The sequence below is a fragment of the Sphingomonas gellani genome, from assembly GCF_900110035.1.
In the GTDB taxonomy this organism is placed as follows: Bacteria; Pseudomonadota; Alphaproteobacteria; order Sphingomonadales; family Sphingomonadaceae; genus Sphingomonas; species Sphingomonas gellani.
Genome location: NZ_FOCF01000003.1, coordinates 374161 through 389901 on the forward strand (window position 1 = coordinate 374161; position 15741 = coordinate 389901).

The following is a 15741-nucleotide window of genomic DNA, read 5'->3' on the forward strand; positions in this document are numbered from 1 at the left end:
CGTGTGCGTGACCGAAAGCTTAGCACGGATCGGTCGGCTGTGGAGGCGCGGCCGCGACCATTCGGGAACAACTCGTCGCACGTGCCGGACGATCGATCCTCCGGCGGCGAACGGGGGGCGGATCGGCCGGCCGCTATCCGGCACCCGGCGCGCCGCGCAGCCGCTTCAGGTCGATGCCGAGCCGTTTGACCCGGTAGTAAAACGTCTCGCGCGGGATGCCGAGCAGGTCCACCGCCCGCGATACCTCTCCACCGGCGCGCGTCACCGCATCGACGATCAACGCCTGTTCATAGGCGCGGACCCGTTCGGGCAGCGGAAGATCGGCCGATACGGGCGCGGCCTCGTCCAGGCCCAGCGCGGCGCGCGCCACCGCCATCTCCAGCTCGCGCACGTTGCCCGGCCATGTCCGCCGTCCGGTCAGATGCGCGAGGTCGGACGGCGCCCTTGCCGACTGGGATCGGCCGCCCCCCTGCGCCGCCAGGAAGTGCGCCACCAGCAGGGGAACGTCCTCCGGCCGCTCGGCCAGTGGCGGCAGGCGCAACGTCACCGCCGCGAGCCGGTGGAACAGCGTCGGCAGCACGCGCGATCGTCCACCCTCATCGACCGCCGCGATGATGCGCGCATCGACCGGCACGGGATCGCGCGTATCGAGGGCGACGGCGCGTCGTTCGACGAACTGCGCCAGCCTGTGTTGCAAACGCTCGTCGGCGCGGTCCAGATTGTCGAGGAACAGCGTGCCGCGACCGGCCCGCGAAATGGCGCCATGGGCGTCGAAGGCGGCATCCTCCGCCGCGGCGGGCAGCACCGCGCAATCCAGCGTCACCAGCCGGTGGCGGTTGCGCCGGCTCGCCCGGTGGATCAGTCGGGCGAGCAGTTGCTTGCCGGTCCCCGTCTCCCCCTCCAGCACGACGTCCAGATCGGCGTCCGCCACCACGGGCAGGGTGGTCCGCAGGCGACGTATCGCGGGCGACTGACCGACCAGCTCGTCCGCCGCCGACTCCTCGGCCAGCGTGCGCAGGCGACGGTTCTCCATCGCCAGCGCGCGCGCCGTCGCCGCGCGCGCCACCGCGGCCAGCAGCGCGTCGGGGTCGAACGGCTTGGACAGGAAATCCCAGGCCCCGTCCTTCAGCGCGGACACCGCCATCTCGACATCGCCATGCCCGGTGATCAGGATGACGGGCAGCTCGGCATCCCGCCCAACGAGGGCGCGGAACAGTTCGATACCGGACATGCCCGGCATCCGCACATCGGTCACGACCACGCCGGGGAAGCTGTCGTCGATCGCCGCCAGGGCCGGCGCGGCGGCGGCGAAGGGGCGGACCTCGTGACCCGCGAGCGACAGCAGCTGTGCCGTCGCGGTGCGCAGGTCGTCGTCGTCATCGACCAGAGCGACGACCAACGGGGCGGTCAGGGAGGGGGAGCCGCTCACGCCAGCACCATCTCTATCTCGAAACGTGCACCGGATGCGCCCGCGACATGGCGCAACGTGCCGCCGATATCGGTCATGATGTCATGCGCGATGACCAGCCCCAGGCCGAGCCCGTCGGCGCGGCTGGTGACGAAGGGGGTGAACAGGCGCGCGGCGACCTCCGCCGACACGCCCGGTCCGTTGTCCGTCACCGCCAGCACGACATGGCCGCCATTGACCGACAGCGTCATCGCGATGCGCGGGTCAGGCGTGTCGCGCAGCGCCTCCAGCGCGTTCTGCAGCACGTTGACCAGCACCTGTTCCAGACGGATGTGCCCGCCGCTGACGTGCAGCCCGGCATCGATCGCGGGCCGGTCGAAGGTCACGCGCCGCAACTGCTCCTTCAGGATCAGCGCCGCCCCGTCCACCACGCCGGCCAGCGTCACCGGGCGCTTGGGACCGGGCCGCCGCCGGGCAAAGCCGCGCAGTTCCTCCGTCACGGTGCCGATCCGGTCCGACAGGCGCGCGATCGCGGAAAGATTGGCGCGCACGGCGTCCATGTCGCCGCGGTCGAGCAGGGCGGCGCTGGTCTGCGCATAGGTCCGGATCGCCGCGACCGGCTGTGCCGTTTCGTGCGCCACGCTGGCGGTGACCTGACCCAGCGTCGCCAGCCGGTTCGCCTGGCGCAGCCCCTCGCGCAGGTCGGCGGCGCGCGCCTCTCCGGCCGCTCGTTCCTCCATCTCTCGCGTCAGCAGCGCGGTACGGGCCGCCACCGCGTCCTCCAGTTCGGCGGTGCGGCGGCGCGCGGAGCGGCTGCGCTGTCGCAGGCCCCAGAGCAGCGCGGCGAGCGCGACCACCGCCAGTCCGGCGCCGATCCCGACCGTGCGGGCGGCGGCCCGCTCCGTCGCGCCAACGGCCTTGCGCAGCGTCAGCGTCCAGCCGGGATGCGCCGTGGCGACTGTCGCCGTCACCTCCTGCAAGGGAGAGGGAAGCAGGCGCAGCGACCCTGGCGGTAGGCTCGCCTCGGAACGTACCGTGGCCAGCAGTCGCGGGGACAAGGGTTGGGTGAGGGCGAAGCGCCAGGCCGGACGGCTGCTGACCAGCACAACGCCATGGGGATCGCGCACGAAGGTGTCGCCGCCGGCGCGCGACCAGTCCGCCTCCACCCCATCGAACTCCAGTTTCACGACGACAACGCCGCCCGCGGTCGTTCGCCGGGCCAGGTACAGGCCGGGCCGACCGCTGACCGTACCAAGCGCGAACTGGGCGGCGGCGCCGAACCGCTGCGCGTCGCGGACATAGCGGCGGAACGCGTAGTCGCTGCCGACGAAGCTGGACGACGTGCGCCAGTTGCTTGCCGCTACCGCACGGCCCGACCGGTCCACCACATAGATGACGGACGCGCCGGTGGTCCGTGCCAGCATCTCCAGCTTTCGGTTCAGGGTCGCCGGCGCGGAACCGGACAGGGTCGCGACCACGTCGCGGTCGTCGCTCAGCGTCAGCGGAACCAGGCGGAACCGGGCGATTTCGCTGTTCAGCAGCGACGCGCGCAGGCGGGCGTCGGTCACCAGGCTGCGTGACAGGGCCTGACGCGCCCGGTCCCACGTGATCTGGCCCGCGCCATATCCGACGAGCAGCGCCAGCAGCAGGACGGCCGCCAGCCAGCGCACGCGGATTGCGTTCTCGCGACTCATACGATCGACCCTAGTCTCGCGGGGCGCTTGTGCAAGTTCTTGCACTGGTCGTCGCGGCCGCAGGCGAAAAGCTGCACGGGACGACATGCCCTCACTTGCGGCGTACCTCCCAAGCCACTGAGAAATAACTAGAAACTCACCTATCGATTTTTCGTGATGGTCCGCGCCGCGTTCCGCCGCAGGATGCAAGCATAGATCGATCCGCTCGCAAGCAGCGGAAGGAGAGGTTCGCGATCATGATCCAGGCCGCCCATTCACCGTCCGCGGCTCCGCTGCCCGAGCGCAAGCCGTGGTACGCGCAGCTCTACGTACAGGTGCTGATCGCGATCACGCTGGGCGTCCTGCTCGGCCACTTCTATCCGCAGACCGGCGAAGCGATGAAGCCGCTGGGCGATGCCTTCATCAAGCTGGTGAAGATGATCATCGCGCCGGTCATCTTCCTGACCATCGTCACCGGCATCGCCGGGATGCGCGACATCGCGTCGGTGGGCCGGGTCGCGGGCAAGGCATTCGCCTATTTCCTGTTCTTTTCCACCTTTGCGCTGATCATCGGCATGGTGGTCGGCAACGTCGTCCGTCCCGGCGCGGGGCTGAACATCGACCCCGCCACGCTGGATACCAGCAAGGTCGCGGAATACGCCAGCAAGGCGCATGAGACCACGATCACCGGATTCCTGACCGGCATCATCCCCGACACGTTCGTCGGCGCCCTGACGGAGGGCAACATCCTGCAGGTGCTGTTCGTCGCCATCCTGTTCGGCATCGGGCTGGCCCTGATCGGGGATCGCGGCGACCGGCTGCTTGGCGCGCTTGAGGACGTGTCGCTGGCGGTGTTCAAGGTGGTGTCGATCCTGATGCGCGCGGCCCCGATCGGCGCGTTCGGGGCGATGGCCTTCACTATCGGCAAGTACGGGGTCGGCACGCTGGTCAACCTGGCGACGCTGGTCGGCGCATTCTACCTGACCAGTGTCCTGTTCGTGGTGATCGTGCTGGGCGCGGTCAGCCGCCTGTCCGGCTTTTCCATCTTCCGGCTGGTCGCCTATCTGAAGGCGGAGCTGTTGCTGGTGCTCGGCACCTCGTCTTCCGAAAGCGCGCTGCCGTCGCTGATCGAGAAGATGGAGCGCGCCGGCTGTCCGAAGTCGATCGTCGGGCTGGTCGTGCCGACCGGATATTCATTCAACCTGGACGGCACCAACATCTACATGACGCTGGCCGCGCTGTTCATCGCGCAGGCGTGCAACGTCGACCTGACGATCGGCCAGCAACTGCTGCTGCTGCTCGTCGCCATGCTGTCGTCCAAGGGCGCGGCGGGTGTCACCGGCGCGGGGTTCATCACGCTGGCCGCGACGTTGTCGATCGTACCCTCGGTGCCCGTGGCCGGCATGGCGCTGATCCTGGGCGTCGACCGCTTCATGAGCGAATGTCGCAGCCTGACCAACTTCATCGGCAACGCGGTCGCCACCGTGGTTGTGTCGCGGTGGGAGGGCAAGTTGGACAGCGAGCAGCTCGCCCATGCGCTATCCGGGCATCCCGGTCCCCGCGTCGACCAGCTGTCCGCCAGCGCCATTCCCGCCGAGTAATCGCGGACGGACGCGCGGTCGCACCGCGCATCCGCCGCCGACCAGAAAGCATCATCATGTCGATCAACCCGCGGGGCTTCGCCACCGCCACCGCCGCGCTCGCCCTGGTGGCGGCGGCGTCCGCCCCGGCCCAGACAAACGCACCGTCGCCACCGGCCACGGCGCAGAACGAACGCGCCCGCCAGACGCTGGCCGCGCCGCTGTCCGAATCCTATCCCGTCGAGGCGCTGGGCAACGGGTCGACGGCGAACGGCTACAACCAGTCGCGTTGGGTGGAGGACTGGAGTGCGCTGAGCGATCCGGCAAAGCGTCGCGATCCGATCGACCGGATGAAGTTCATCCCGCTGGTCGGTGACGACGTGTACCTGACCCTGTCGGGAGAGGTGCGGCTGCGCGTCAACCAGACAACCAATCCGGACCTGCGCGAACAGGATGCGCAGCGGCAGGACATCGACCGCATCGTCGGCGGCGCGGACCTGCATGTCGGCAAGCATTTCCGCTTTTTCGGGGAGGTCGCGCATGCCGGCATCTCCGGCCCCAATATCGGTTCGCCATCCGGCCTGCTCCGCAACCGGCTGATCGTGCAGCAGTCCTTTGCCGACGCGACGACACAGGTCGGGGGCGCGGACCTAGGCATCCGGTACGGGCGACAGACCTTTGCCGACGGCCCCAACCTGCTGGTCGTGCCGCGTGACAACAACACGATCTTCCTGACCTTCAACGGCGTGCGTGCCTGGGGCCACACCCGAACGACGCGCGTCGACGTGTTCGACTTCACCGTGACGCGTCCGGGTCAGACGGGCACCGGCGACGACCTGAACAGCGATGGGCGGCGCTTTTCCGGCGTATCGGGTGGCGTCGTCCTGCCGCGCGATCTGTTCGGCGGGTCCAAGCTGTACGTCGATCCGTTCTTCTGGCGGTTGCGGAACCGGGCGGCAGTGTGGGGCGGGCAGAGCGCGCGTGAGGAGCGTGAATTCTACGGCCTGCACATCTGGGGCGATGCGGGGCCGGTCAACCTGGACTGGACGATCAATCACCAGGGTGGCCGCTATGCCGACCGCGACATCTCCGCCTGGCAGTTGCTGTTCGCGCAGAGCTATCGCGTCGGCAAGGACCGCAGCGCGCCGCGCGTCGGTTTCCATGTCGACTATGCCAGCGGCGGCGGGGCCTATGACGGCGGCAAGCTGCGCAACGCGCTCGCCCCGTTCGGCAACAACGTCTATTACAGCTACCAGCTCTACGCGACCCCGACCAACCTGATCGCGGCGGCACCGAACGTCAGCTTTCAACCGATGGCAAAGGTCCGCGCGTCGCTGGAATATCAGTTCTCCTGGCGCGACAGCCTGTCGGACGCGGTGTACCGGGCCAATGGCCAGGCGTTCGCCGGCACGCAGTCGGTTGCCGGTCGCAAGGTCGCGGAGACGGCACGGGCGCAGGTCGTCTGGTCGCTGTCGCCGCGCCTGTCGGTCACCGGGCGCTACGAGCATCTGGCGGCGGGACCGGCGCTGACCAATGCCGGCTATCGCAGTTCCGATTTCCTGGCCGGATGGATCAGCCTGCGATTCTGACAACGGCCCCCCCCCCGTGCAGGGGCGTTGGCGGACGGTACCGGGCGAGGCTCGCGGTAGCGCGGCCGTCCTGCTACGCCGCGCCAGGGCGCGCGCTCGGGCGCGCCGGATGTGGCGGCCACTCGGACGAGACGTTGGGTCCGCCGGGTGGAGGATGATGTGAGGATGCTGACGACGCACCGCTGCCCCGGTCGCACCGCCGCTGTGCAGGCACGCGCATGACCGAACCCTTGCTCCATGGCTATTTCCGCTCCACCGCCTCCTATCGCGTTCGCATCGCGCTGAACCTGAAGGGCATCCGCTATGCCGATGCCATCCACCATTTGCGCAAGGGCGAACAAAAGGCGGCGGCGTTTCGCGCGATCAATCCGCAAGGGCTGTTGCCCGTGCTGGAGGTCGATGGCGCGGTGCTGACGCAGAGCCTCGCAATCTGCGAATATCTGGACGAGACCCACCCGTCGCCGCCGCTGTTGCCGGATGAGCCGGTGAAGCGGGCGCATGTCCGCGCCTTTGCGCAGGCGATCGCCTGCGACATCCACCCCGTCCAGAACCTGAAGGTGCTGGCCCGGCTCCGCGCGATGGGGTTGGACGAGGAGCAGGTGACGGGCTGGGCGCGCGACGTCATCGCCGACGGGCTGGACGCCTGCGCGGCGCTGATCGGCGACGCGACGAACCCTTATTGCTTTGGCGATGCGCCGACGCTGGCCGACATCTGTCTGGTGCCGCAGCTGGTCAACGCGCGGCGGTTCGGCGTGGACCTGCGCTGGCCGCGTCTGCTGGCGATCGAGGCCGCGTGCCTGGAACTCGACGCCTTTCGGCGTGCCAGACCGGAGAACCAGATCGACACGGAATGAGGGTGGCGGCTGGCGGCATCGCCGCATCACCCACGCACCGCCGGGCGCTCAGCCCCGATGCCGTGCCTCCGCCAGGTCCAGTTCCCGCACCAGCTTGCGCGCCGTCTCGCTGCCGACGGATCGGTCGCGGATCAGGCGGGTGAGCTGTTCGCGTTCAGCCTTTACGCCCACCAGCCGCAGCTCCGACGCCAATGCTTCCTGCTGGCGCAGCGCGTCGGACGCGCCGTCGGTCAGGCCGTCGATCCGGTCGCGGTAGAAGTCCATCACCCGCGAGCCGGCCGCGGTGTAGAGGTCGGGATCGTCATGCTCCTCGGCCAGCGCATGCTGGTGCCGCTCGATCGCGCGCACCGCCGCCTTGGCGGTTGAGATCCTGGCGGCGTCCTCTTCCTCCTGCCCCGACGGCTGGGCAGGCAGGGCGAGTCCCTTGAGCAGGATCGGCAGCGTCAGCGTGGCCAGGATCAGCGAAACGATGATCACCCCGGCGGCCAGGAAGATGGCAAGGTCGCGCCCGGGAAACGCGCTGCCATCGGCCATGGTCAGGGGCAGCGTCAGCACGCCGGCCAGGGTGATCGCGCCACGCACGCCGGCAAAGGAGGTTGTCGCGACCACGCGCCAGTCGGGGCTGCGCCCGATTCCCGTCGCCTTGCGCAGGATGGTCAGGCGAAGCGACACCCACACCCAGACGAAGCGCAGCACCACCAGCCCGGTGACGATCGCGAGGATGTACGCGCCCAGCCACCAGGGCGAGGCATGGCCGGTGATCGCCACCGTCTGCCGCGCATTGGCGAGAATGGCGGGCAGCTGTTCGCCAAGCAGCACGAAGATGATGCCGTTCAGCGCGAACTGGACGGTGTCCCATACCGAGTTGCGGCGCATCCGCGTGACGGCGGCCGCCTGGCGGGAGATTTCCACAAAGGTCATCGTCACGCCGGCACTGACTGCGGCAAGGATGCCGGACGCGTGCAGATGTTCGGCCAGCAGATAGGATCCGAACGGGATCAACAGGCTGACCAGGATCTGCGACCCCGTGTCCTCGCCCGATCGGCGCGTCAGCCACGCCTTGGCTCGCGACACGGCGGCGGTCAGGATGACTCCGATCGCCAGGCCGGCGCCCGCGACCCACAGGAAGTTAAGCGCCACCGCGCCCGCCGAAAACGTGCCGGTCAGCGCGGCGGCGATGGCGAAGCGCAGGCAGACCAGGCCGGACGCGTCGTTGAGCAGCGACTCCCCCTCCAGGATGTGCATCATCCGCTTCGGGATGGGCACGCGCGCCGCGATCGCCGACACCGCGATCGGGTCGGTCGGAGACACCACCGCCGCCAGCGCGAACGCGACCGCCAGCGGCATGGCCGGGATCATCCAATGGATGAACAGGCCCATGCCCACCACCGTCAGCAGCACCAGCCCCAGCGCCAGTTCCACCACGGTGGACAGATCCTTGAACAATTCGTCCTTGGGGATGCGCCACCCGTCAAGGAACAGCAGGGGCGGCAGAAACAGCAGCAGGAACAGTTCCGGGTCCAGTTCCACCCGGTACGAGGTCGACAGCCCGATCAGGGCGCCCAGCGCGATCTGCACCAACGGTGTGGGTATGGACAGGGGCAGCATGCGTGCGGCGGCCACGCTGATCACCACTGCCAGGAGCAGAAACAGGCTGAGCGATACAACTTCCAAATGGCTTCTCCGGTGCTGACAATTACTCCGTAAGGTGTAGAACAGGCGTGCGACAACCCTTTTGGCGGTTCAACACCGGCTTTGCCCGGACTTGCCGAGGGCCAAGCGGGATCGGATCGCCGCCAGGGGGGGGGCGCCGGACGATCGGTCCGGTTGACACGTGCAGTCGTGGGGAACACCTGACCATGCATGTCGTCCGACGTTCGCCTGTCCAGCGTCCTGCACCTCCTGCTGCATCTGGCCGATGCGGACGGCCCGGTGACGTCGGAGGCGATGGCCCGGGCGATGGGGAGCAACGCGGTGGTCGCCCGGCGCACGCTGGCCGGGTTGCGCGATGCGGGCATCGTCCACTCCGTAAAGGGGCATGGCGGCGGCTGGTCGTTGGCCAGGAACCCGGACGAAGTGACGCTGCGCATGGTCTATGAGGCGCTGGGCGCGCCACGCATCTTCGCCTTCGGCAACCGCAGCGAGCGACCCGACTGTCTGGTGGAGCAGGCGGTGAACGCCGAACTGGACGATGCCCGGCGGCAGGCGGAGGCGGTTCTGCTGACCCGCATGGCCGGCGTGACGCTGTCGGCACTGGCCCGCAACTTCGACACGCGCCTGTCCGCGCTGGGGATGGACCGGTCGGACATCGGCCATGGATGATGCCGCGGAGAGGGCGTCGGGCGACCGGCCCACGCGGGTGTCGGAAGAGGATCGCCCGCATCCCGAGGCGGCGGTCGCGCCGGGGTATCTCGCCAACCATGCCGCACGGGTGTTCAACCGCAACGTCGATGCCGCGCTGCGCCGGCACGGCCTGTCGCTCAGCCTGATCGGCCCGATCCTGTTGCTGTCGTGGCGTGGCCCGATGCGGCAGCGCGATCTGGTCGCGGGGTCGGCGGTGAAACAGCCGGCGATGGTCGCCCTGCTCGACAAGCTGGAGGGGATGGCGCTGATCGAGCGCGCGCAGTCGCCGGATGACGGCCGGGCCGCGATCGTATCGCTGACCGACAAGGGCAGCCGCATGGCCGCGATCGGCGGCGATGCCCTGCGCGCGGAGAATGCCCGTGGGCTGTCCGGCCTGTCGCAGGAGGAGGCGGATACCCTTGTCCGGCTGCTCCAGCGATTGATCGACGGGTTCGAGGCGGAACATAAACATCATTCATGATGTTCAGGGCGGCGAGGAGAAGCTGCCATGTCCAAAAAGGTCCTGATCACCGGGGCGAGCATCGCCGGCAATGCCACCGCCAGCGTATTGGGCCGGCATGGCTTCGACGTCACGGTGCTGGAACGCGCGCCCGAGTTTCGGGACGGCGGACAGAATATCGACGTTCGCGGGGTCGGGCGCGAGGTGCTCAGGCGGCTCGGGCTGGAACAGGCGGCGCTGGATCGGGGCACAGGCGAGGAAGGCACCGTGTGGGTCAATGAAGATGGCTCGGACGCCGCGCGCTTCGTCACGGCCGATATCGGTACCGACGGACCGACCGCGGAGATGGAGATCCTGCGCGGCGACCTGGCACGCCTGTTGATGGACGCAGGCAAGGACCATGCCCGCTTCCGCTTCGGCGACCATGTGAACGGCGTCGATCAGGAAGCGGACGGGGTGTCCGTCACCCTCTCCAGCGGTGGAACCGAGCGCTACGACGCGCTGATCGTTGCCGAGGGCGTCGGGTCGACCACGCGCGAGCTGGCATTCGCCGGGGAGAACGATGCGCGGTGGATGGACATGACCATCGCCTATTTCACCATCCCGCGCGCGCCCGACGACGATCGCATGTGGCGCTGGTACAACGCGCCGGGCAAGCGCAGCGTGTCGCTGCGTCCCGACCGCCACGGCACCACGCGCGCGATGCTCTGCCTGTCACGGGCGTCCGAGGGCGAACAGGACTGGGATGCCGATCGGCAAAAGGCGTTCCTGCGCGAACAATTCGCCGATGCCGGCTGGGAGACGCCGCGCGTGCTGGCGGGGATGGAGGATACGGACGACTTCTACCTGGACGTGCTGCGTCAGGTGCGGATGCCGCGCTGGTCTAATGGGGCGGTGGCGCTGACCGGCGACGCGGCATGGTGCGCGACGCCGCTTGCCGGGGTCGGGACGACGCTGGCGGTGACCGGCGCCTATGTGCTGGCGCAGGAGCTGGCGCGGCACGACACGGTGCAGGCCGCGTTTGCCGCTTATGAACGCCAGATGCGGCCCATGGTCGAGGACGGGCAGGGGGTGCCGAAGATCGGACCGCGCCTGATGCATCCCGACAGCCGGCTCGGCATCCGTATGCTCCACGGCGTGCTGGGGGTCGCCAGCCTGGCGCCGGTGCGTGCCACCGCCGCGAAGCTGTTCGGCGGCCCCGGCAAGGAGGTCGACCTGTCGCCCTATGGCTGAGGCGGCGGGTCAGGCGGCGACGAGCGCGATGTTGGCGTGTTCGGCGATGATGGCCAGCACGATCTCGAAATAGGTCTGGCCCGTGCCGCCCTCCAGCTCGGCCAGCTGGCGGCCGATGGTCGCCATGTTGTAGCGGCCGGGCTGGTCCAGCTTCGCGGTGAGGTAAGCGCGTGTGGTCTCGGTACCCAGCGCCGCGCGGCTATGCTCCATGTCGCGCCAGATCAGCCGCACCGGCTCACGCCCCTCGATCGCACCGTAGCCGCCACGGAGCATGTCGTCCAAGGCGTCCAGGCTCTGCCCCAGCGACCAGTCTTCTGCCGACATGAAGACGCGGTTGATCTCTTCGTAGAAGGACGGAATGTCGCGGATGGCGCCGCCCTGGATGATCAGTGTCTTGATGGTCCATCATCCTGTCATGCCGATGCCGCCGCGATTAGCCTGTCGGCCCGCGATTGTCGCCGTTCCGCGACCCTCAGGCGTGGCGTGTGGCGGCGTCGCATAGCGCGTCCGGCCGTTCCGCCTGTACGGTCACATGGGCGATGCCGAAACGCCGCTCCATCTCGGCGACGATGGCGGTGCGGACCGTGTCGGGATCGGCCGCATCGTCCAGCGTGACATGGACGGTGCAGCTGTTTTCGTCGTTGGAGGTCGACCAGACGTGCAGGTCGTGCAGTCCCGACACGCCGCGCACGTTACCGATCGCCGCCCGCACATCCGACAGGACGACACCGCGCGGTACCCCTTCCAGCAGCACGTTGCTCGTATCGCGCAGCAGAATCCAGGTGCGTGGCAGCACCCACAGCCCGATCGCCACGGCGACCACGGGATCGATCCACGTCCATCCCGTGAAGCGGATCGCCACCGCGCCGGCGATGACCCCGACGGAGCCGATCATGTCGGCCCATACCTCCAGATACGCGCCCTTGACGTTGAAGCTGGCATCCTTTCCGGCGGTCAGCAGCCGCATGGACACCAGGTTCACGGCCAGGCCGATCGCCGCGACGATCAGCATGCCCCAGGACTGCACCTCCTGCGGCTGGCTGAACCGCCGGATCGCCTCCACGAAGACATAGATGGCGATGGCAAACAGCAGGACCGCGTTGAACGCGGCGGCCAGAATCTCGAACCGGCGATAACCGAAGGTGCGCCGATCGTCGGGCGGCTTTCGCCCTAGCGCGATCGCCAGCAACGACATGACCAGCGCCGCGACGTCGGTCAGCATGTGCGCCGCATCGGACAGCAGCGCCAGGCTGTTGAACCAGAGGCCGCCGATCACCTCCGCCACCAGATAGGTGGCGGTCAGCGCCAGCGCCCAGCCTAGCATGCGTGCATTGGCCCCCGCGGTATGGTCATGGGCGTGGCCTGCGCCATGGTCGTCATGCGGCATCCGGAGTCTCCCGATGGTTCGTCGCGCGTGTCGAGTTGTCCTGCGGCGGGCGTTGGCCGAACCGGCCATACAGCGTCGGCAGCACGAACAACGTCAGCAACGTGGCGGAGATCAGCCCGCCGATGACCACGGTGGCCAAGGGCTTCTGCACCTCCGCGCCCGCGCCATGGCCCAGCGCCATGGGTACGAAGCCCAGGCTGGCGACCAGCGCGGTCATCGCGACCGGGCGAAGCCGCTGCATCGCGCCCTTCCGTGCCGCCTGTGCCCGGTCCATGCCGGCGTGCACCAGCGCCTGAACCGCGCTGACCATCACCAGCCCGTTCAGGACCGCGATGCCGGACAGCGCGATCAGCCCCACCGCCGCCGAGATAGAAAAGTCCATGCCACGCACGACCAGCAGCAGCACGCCCCCGACCAGCGCGAACGGCACGCCGGTGAACACGATCGCCGCGTCGCGCACGCTGCCGAGCGCGCCGTACAGCAGCAACAGGATCAGCACGAAACAGGCCGGCACGACCAGTTTCAGCCGCGCGCTGGCGGATGCGATGTTCTCGAACTGGCCACCCCATTCCAGATAGCTGCCCGCGGGCAGGCGGACCTGTCGCCCGATCGCCGCCTGTGCGTCGGCGACGACCGACCCGACGTCGCGGCCACGGACGTTGGCCTGGACCACGACGCGACGCTTTCCGTTCTCCCGGCTGATCTGGTTCGGGCCGTCGACGACGCGGATGTCGGCGACGCTGGCCAGCGGCACATAGGCGCCGCCCGCCACCGGCACCTGGACCTGCGCCAGCAGGGCCAAGTCCGCGCGTTGGCTGTCGGACAGGCGGATCACGATCGGCACGCGGCGATCCCCTTCGAAGATGGTGCCCGACCCCCGGCCGCCGATCGTGGCAGTCAGCGTGTCCTGCACGTCCCCGGCGGTGATGCCGAGACGGGCCATGGCGTCGCGGTTCACCCGGATGTCGAGCATCGGTAGCCCGGCCGTCTGTTCGACCTTGACGTCCGCCGCGCCTTCGGTCCGGCGCAGCACGTCGGCGATCTGATCGGCCGTGCGCGTCATCGCCGCGAAGTCGTCGCCGAACACCTTCACCGCGATATCACCGCGTACACCCGCGATCAGTTCGTTGAAGCGCATCTGGATCGGCTGCGTGATCTCGTAGGCGTTGCCGGGAATTTGTGCGAGCGCCCCTTCCAGTCGCGACACCAGTTCCTCCTTCGCCAGTCGCGGGTCCGGCCACGCCGCGCGCGGCTTCAGGATCACGAACATGTCGGTCGCATTGGGTGGCATCGGGTCGGACGCCAACTCGGCGGTGCCGGTCTTGGAAAAGACGAACCGCACCTCCGGCTGTCGCGACATCGCCCGCTCGATCGGCACCTGCATCGACTGGCTCTGCTGTACGGAGGTCGCAGGGATGCGCAGGGCCTGGATCAGCAGGTCGCCCTCGTCCAGTTGCGGCAGGAACACCTGACCCAGCGAGGCGAACGCGAGCGCCGCGACCGCAAGGCTGACGAGCGCCGCGCCGATGGTGACGGTTGGACGGCGCATCGCCCGGTCCAGTCCGGGGGCGTAGCGGCGTTTCAGCCATGTGACGATGCGACCGTCCTCCTCGTCCACCCGGCGCGACAGCCAGATGGCGACGATCGCCGGGACGAATGTCAGCGACAGAACGAACGCAAAGGCGAGTGCGATGATGACGGTCAGCGCCATGGGCACGAACGTCTTGCCCTCCACCCCGGTCAGCGTCAGCAACGGCACATAGACCAGGATGATGATCGCCTGTCCGTAGACGGAGGGGCGGATCATTTCCCGCGCGGCGGCGGCGACGGTGGCCAGCCGCTGATCCAGGCTCAGCAGCCGGCCTTCCGCGTGCTGCCGCTCCGCCAGCCGGCGCAGCGCGTTCTCGACGATGATCACCGCACCGTCGACGATCAGGCCGAAATCGAGCGCGCCCAGGCTCATCAGGTTGGCCGAGACGCCCACGCGCAGCATGCCGAACCCGGTCAGCATCATGGTGATCGGGATCACCATCGCCGCGATCAGCGCGGCGCGCCCGTTGCCGAGCAGCAGGAACAGCACCGCCACGACCAGCAGCGCGCCCTCGCCCAGGTTGCGCGCAACCGTGCCGATGGTCGAGTTGACCAGCGCGGTGCGGTCGAGCACCGGCTGCACCACCACATCGGGCGGCAGCGACGCGTTGATCGAGCGCAGGCGCGCGGCCACCGCGCTCGCCACGGTGCGGCTGTTCTCGCCGATGCGCATGATGGCGGTGCCGACCACCACTTCCGTCCCGTTCTCCGACGCCGATCCCATGCGGATCGCCTGTCCGGTGCGCAGCGTCGCGACCTGATCCAGCGTGATCGGCACGCCTTCGCGCGTGGCGACCACGGTACGGCCCAGCTCCGCCTGGTTGCGGATCAGCGCGTCCGACCGGACCGCCAGCCCCTCTCCGTTGCGGTCGACGACGCCACCGCCGATGCTGGAATTGTTGCGTTCCAACGCGGTCCCGAGTTCGCTCAGCGTCAGGTGAAGCGCGGCCAGCTTCTGCACGTCGGGGACGACCAGATATTGTTTGGCGAAACCGCCGATCGAATCGATGCCGGCGACGCCGTCCACATTCTTCAGCAAGGGCGTGACGATCCAGTCCTGCGCCGTGCGCAGATAGGTCGCCCTGTCCTCGTCGGTGGTCAGCCGCTCTCCCTCCGGCGTGATGTAGCTGCCGTCGGGCTGTTGCCCCGGCTCGCCGGGGCGGTGCGTGTCGTCGGCGCGGTGTTGCAGGCGGACGGTCCACATATAGACCTCCCCCAGGCCCGTCGCGATCGGCCCCATTTCCGGGCTGACGCCGTCGGGCAGGCTGTCCGCGATGCCCTGCAATCGCTCGCCGACCTGCGCACGCGCGAAATAGATGTCGGTCGCGTCCGAGAACACGGCGGTCACCTGCGCGAAGCCGTTGCGGCTCAACGAGCGCGTGTGGTCCAGGCCAGGTATGCCCGACAGCGCCGTTTCGATCGGGAACGACACCTGCTTTTCCACCAGTTCGGGGGACAAGGCGGGTGCGCGGACGTTGATCTGCACCTGATTGTTGGTGATATCGGGCACCGCGTCGATCGGCAGCCGATACAGCGAGACGGCGCCGATGGCGGCGGCGATGGCGGTGAGGGCCAGGACGAGCCAGCGCTTCTCGACCGCCCATGTGACGATGCGGGCGATCAT

12 protein-coding genes are annotated in these 15741 nt (G+C 68.8%); 6 read left to right on the top strand and 6 right to left on the bottom strand.

The window, feature by feature from the left end; genetic code table 11:
• Positions 1-133 precede the first annotated feature (133 nt).
• Both BMX37_RS08610 and BMX37_RS08615 read right to left on the bottom strand, forming a co-directional pair.
• Positions 134-1429 (bottom strand): sigma-54-dependent transcriptional regulator, encoded by a 1296-nt coding sequence (locus BMX37_RS08610; protein WP_244501465.1) that lies wholly within the window; start codon positions 1427-1429, stop codon positions 134-136.
• A complete protein-coding gene (locus BMX37_RS08615) occupies positions 1426-3102 on the bottom strand; it encodes a sensor histidine kinase (RefSeq protein ID WP_093665308.1) in 1677 nt (558 codons plus the stop codon). Before BMX37_RS08615 ends, BMX37_RS08610 begins: the two co-directional genes overlap by 4 nt.
• Positions 3103-3338: 236 nt before the next feature.
• On the opposite strand from BMX37_RS08615, the gene BMX37_RS08620 reads away from it, so the two are divergent.
• From BMX37_RS08620 to maiA, 3 genes are all read left to right on the top strand, one after another.
• A complete protein-coding gene (locus BMX37_RS08620) occupies positions 3339-4682 on the top strand; it encodes a dicarboxylate/amino acid:cation symporter (RefSeq protein WP_093665309.1) in 1344 nt (447 codons plus the stop codon).
• Between the two features lie 56 nt (positions 4683-4738).
• Positions 4739-6250 (top strand): alginate export family protein, encoded by a 1512-nt coding sequence (locus BMX37_RS08625; RefSeq protein WP_170841899.1) that lies wholly within the window; start codon positions 4739-4741, stop codon positions 6248-6250.
• 218 nt (positions 6251-6468) lie between these two features.
• Positions 6469-7104 carry a maleylacetoacetate isomerase gene (maiA, locus tag BMX37_RS08630; RefSeq protein ID WP_093665310.1) on the top strand — a complete coding sequence of 212 codons (636 nt, stop codon included), beginning with the start codon at positions 6469-6471 and terminating at the stop codon, positions 7102-7104.
• Positions 7105-7152: 48 nt separating this feature from the next.
• Here maiA and BMX37_RS08635 read toward each other — a convergent pair whose 3' ends face one another.
• The gene (locus BMX37_RS08635) at positions 7153-8778 is read right to left on the bottom strand and encodes a Na+/H+ antiporter (protein WP_170841900.1); all 1626 of its coding nucleotides are present in this window, start codon (positions 8776-8778) and stop codon (positions 7153-7155) included.
• A gap of 189 nt (positions 8779-8967) precedes the next feature.
• Here BMX37_RS08635 and BMX37_RS08640 point away from each other — a divergent pair, with 189 nt between their 5' ends.
• Genes BMX37_RS08640 through BMX37_RS08650 form a run of 3 tightly spaced genes read left to right on the top strand, consistent with a single transcriptional unit; the run spans position 8968 to position 11140 of the window.
• Positions 8968-9426, top strand: coding sequence for an Rrf2 family transcriptional regulator (locus tag BMX37_RS08640; RefSeq protein WP_093665311.1), 459 nt, complete (start codon positions 8968-8970; stop codon positions 9424-9426).
• Positions 9419-9928 (top strand): MarR family winged helix-turn-helix transcriptional regulator, encoded by a 510-nt coding sequence (locus BMX37_RS08645; protein ID WP_093665312.1) that lies wholly within the window; start codon positions 9419-9421, stop codon positions 9926-9928. The genes BMX37_RS08640 and BMX37_RS08645 overlap by 8 nt, the downstream gene beginning before the upstream one ends.
• Before the next feature lie 27 nt (positions 9929-9955).
• The gene (locus BMX37_RS08650; protein ID WP_093665313.1) at positions 9956-11140 is read left to right on the top strand and encodes an FAD-dependent monooxygenase; all 1185 of its coding nucleotides are present in this window, start codon (positions 9956-9958) and stop codon (positions 11138-11140) included.
• Positions 11141-11149: 9 nt separating this feature from the next.
• Here the strand turns inward: BMX37_RS08650 and BMX37_RS08655 are convergent, their stop codons facing one another.
• From BMX37_RS08655 to BMX37_RS08665, 3 genes are all read right to left on the bottom strand, one after another.
• A complete protein-coding gene (locus BMX37_RS08655; protein WP_093665314.1) occupies positions 11150-11539 on the bottom strand; it encodes a barstar family protein in 390 nt (129 codons plus the stop codon).
• Positions 11540-11612: 73 nt separating this feature from the next.
• Positions 11613-12527 carry a cation diffusion facilitator family transporter gene (locus BMX37_RS08660; RefSeq protein ID WP_093665315.1) on the bottom strand — a complete coding sequence of 305 codons (915 nt, stop codon included), beginning with the start codon at positions 12525-12527 and terminating at the stop codon, positions 11613-11615.
• Positions 12517-15741 (bottom strand): efflux RND transporter permease subunit, encoded by a 3225-nt coding sequence (locus BMX37_RS08665; protein WP_093665316.1) that lies wholly within the window; start codon positions 15739-15741, stop codon positions 12517-12519. The genes BMX37_RS08660 and BMX37_RS08665 overlap by 11 nt, the downstream gene beginning before the upstream one ends.

Excerpts from the sequence above, each read along its gene's own strand:
- BMX37_RS08650 (WP_093665313.1), top strand. The coding sequence starts at position 9,956 with ATGTCCAAAAAGGTCCTGATCACCGGGGCGAGCATCGCCGGCAATGCC.
- BMX37_RS08645 (WP_093665312.1), top strand. The coding sequence starts at position 9,419 with ATGGATGATGCCGCGGAGAGGGCGTCGGGCGACCGGCCCACGCGGGTG.
- BMX37_RS08625 (WP_170841899.1), top strand. The coding sequence starts at position 4,739 with ATGTCGATCAACCCGCGGGGCTTCGCCACCGCCACCGCCGCGCTCGCC.
- BMX37_RS08640 (WP_093665311.1), top strand. The coding sequence starts at position 8,968 with ATGTCGTCCGACGTTCGCCTGTCCAGCGTCCTGCACCTCCTGCTGCAT.
- maiA (WP_093665310.1), top strand. The coding sequence starts at position 6,469 with ATGACCGAACCCTTGCTCCATGGCTATTTCCGCTCCACCGCCTCCTAT.
- BMX37_RS08665 (WP_093665316.1), bottom strand. The coding sequence starts at position 15,741 with ATGATCGCCCGCATCGTCACATGGGCGGTCGAGAAGCGCTGGCTCGTC.
- BMX37_RS08660 (WP_093665315.1), bottom strand. The coding sequence starts at position 12,527 with ATGCCGCATGACGACCATGGCGCAGGCCACGCCCATGACCATACCGCG.
- BMX37_RS08620 (WP_093665309.1), top strand. The coding sequence starts at position 3,339 with ATGATCCAGGCCGCCCATTCACCGTCCGCGGCTCCGCTGCCCGAGCGC.
- BMX37_RS08615 (WP_093665308.1), bottom strand. The coding sequence starts at position 3,102 with ATGAGTCGCGAGAACGCAATCCGCGTGCGCTGGCTGGCGGCCGTCCTG.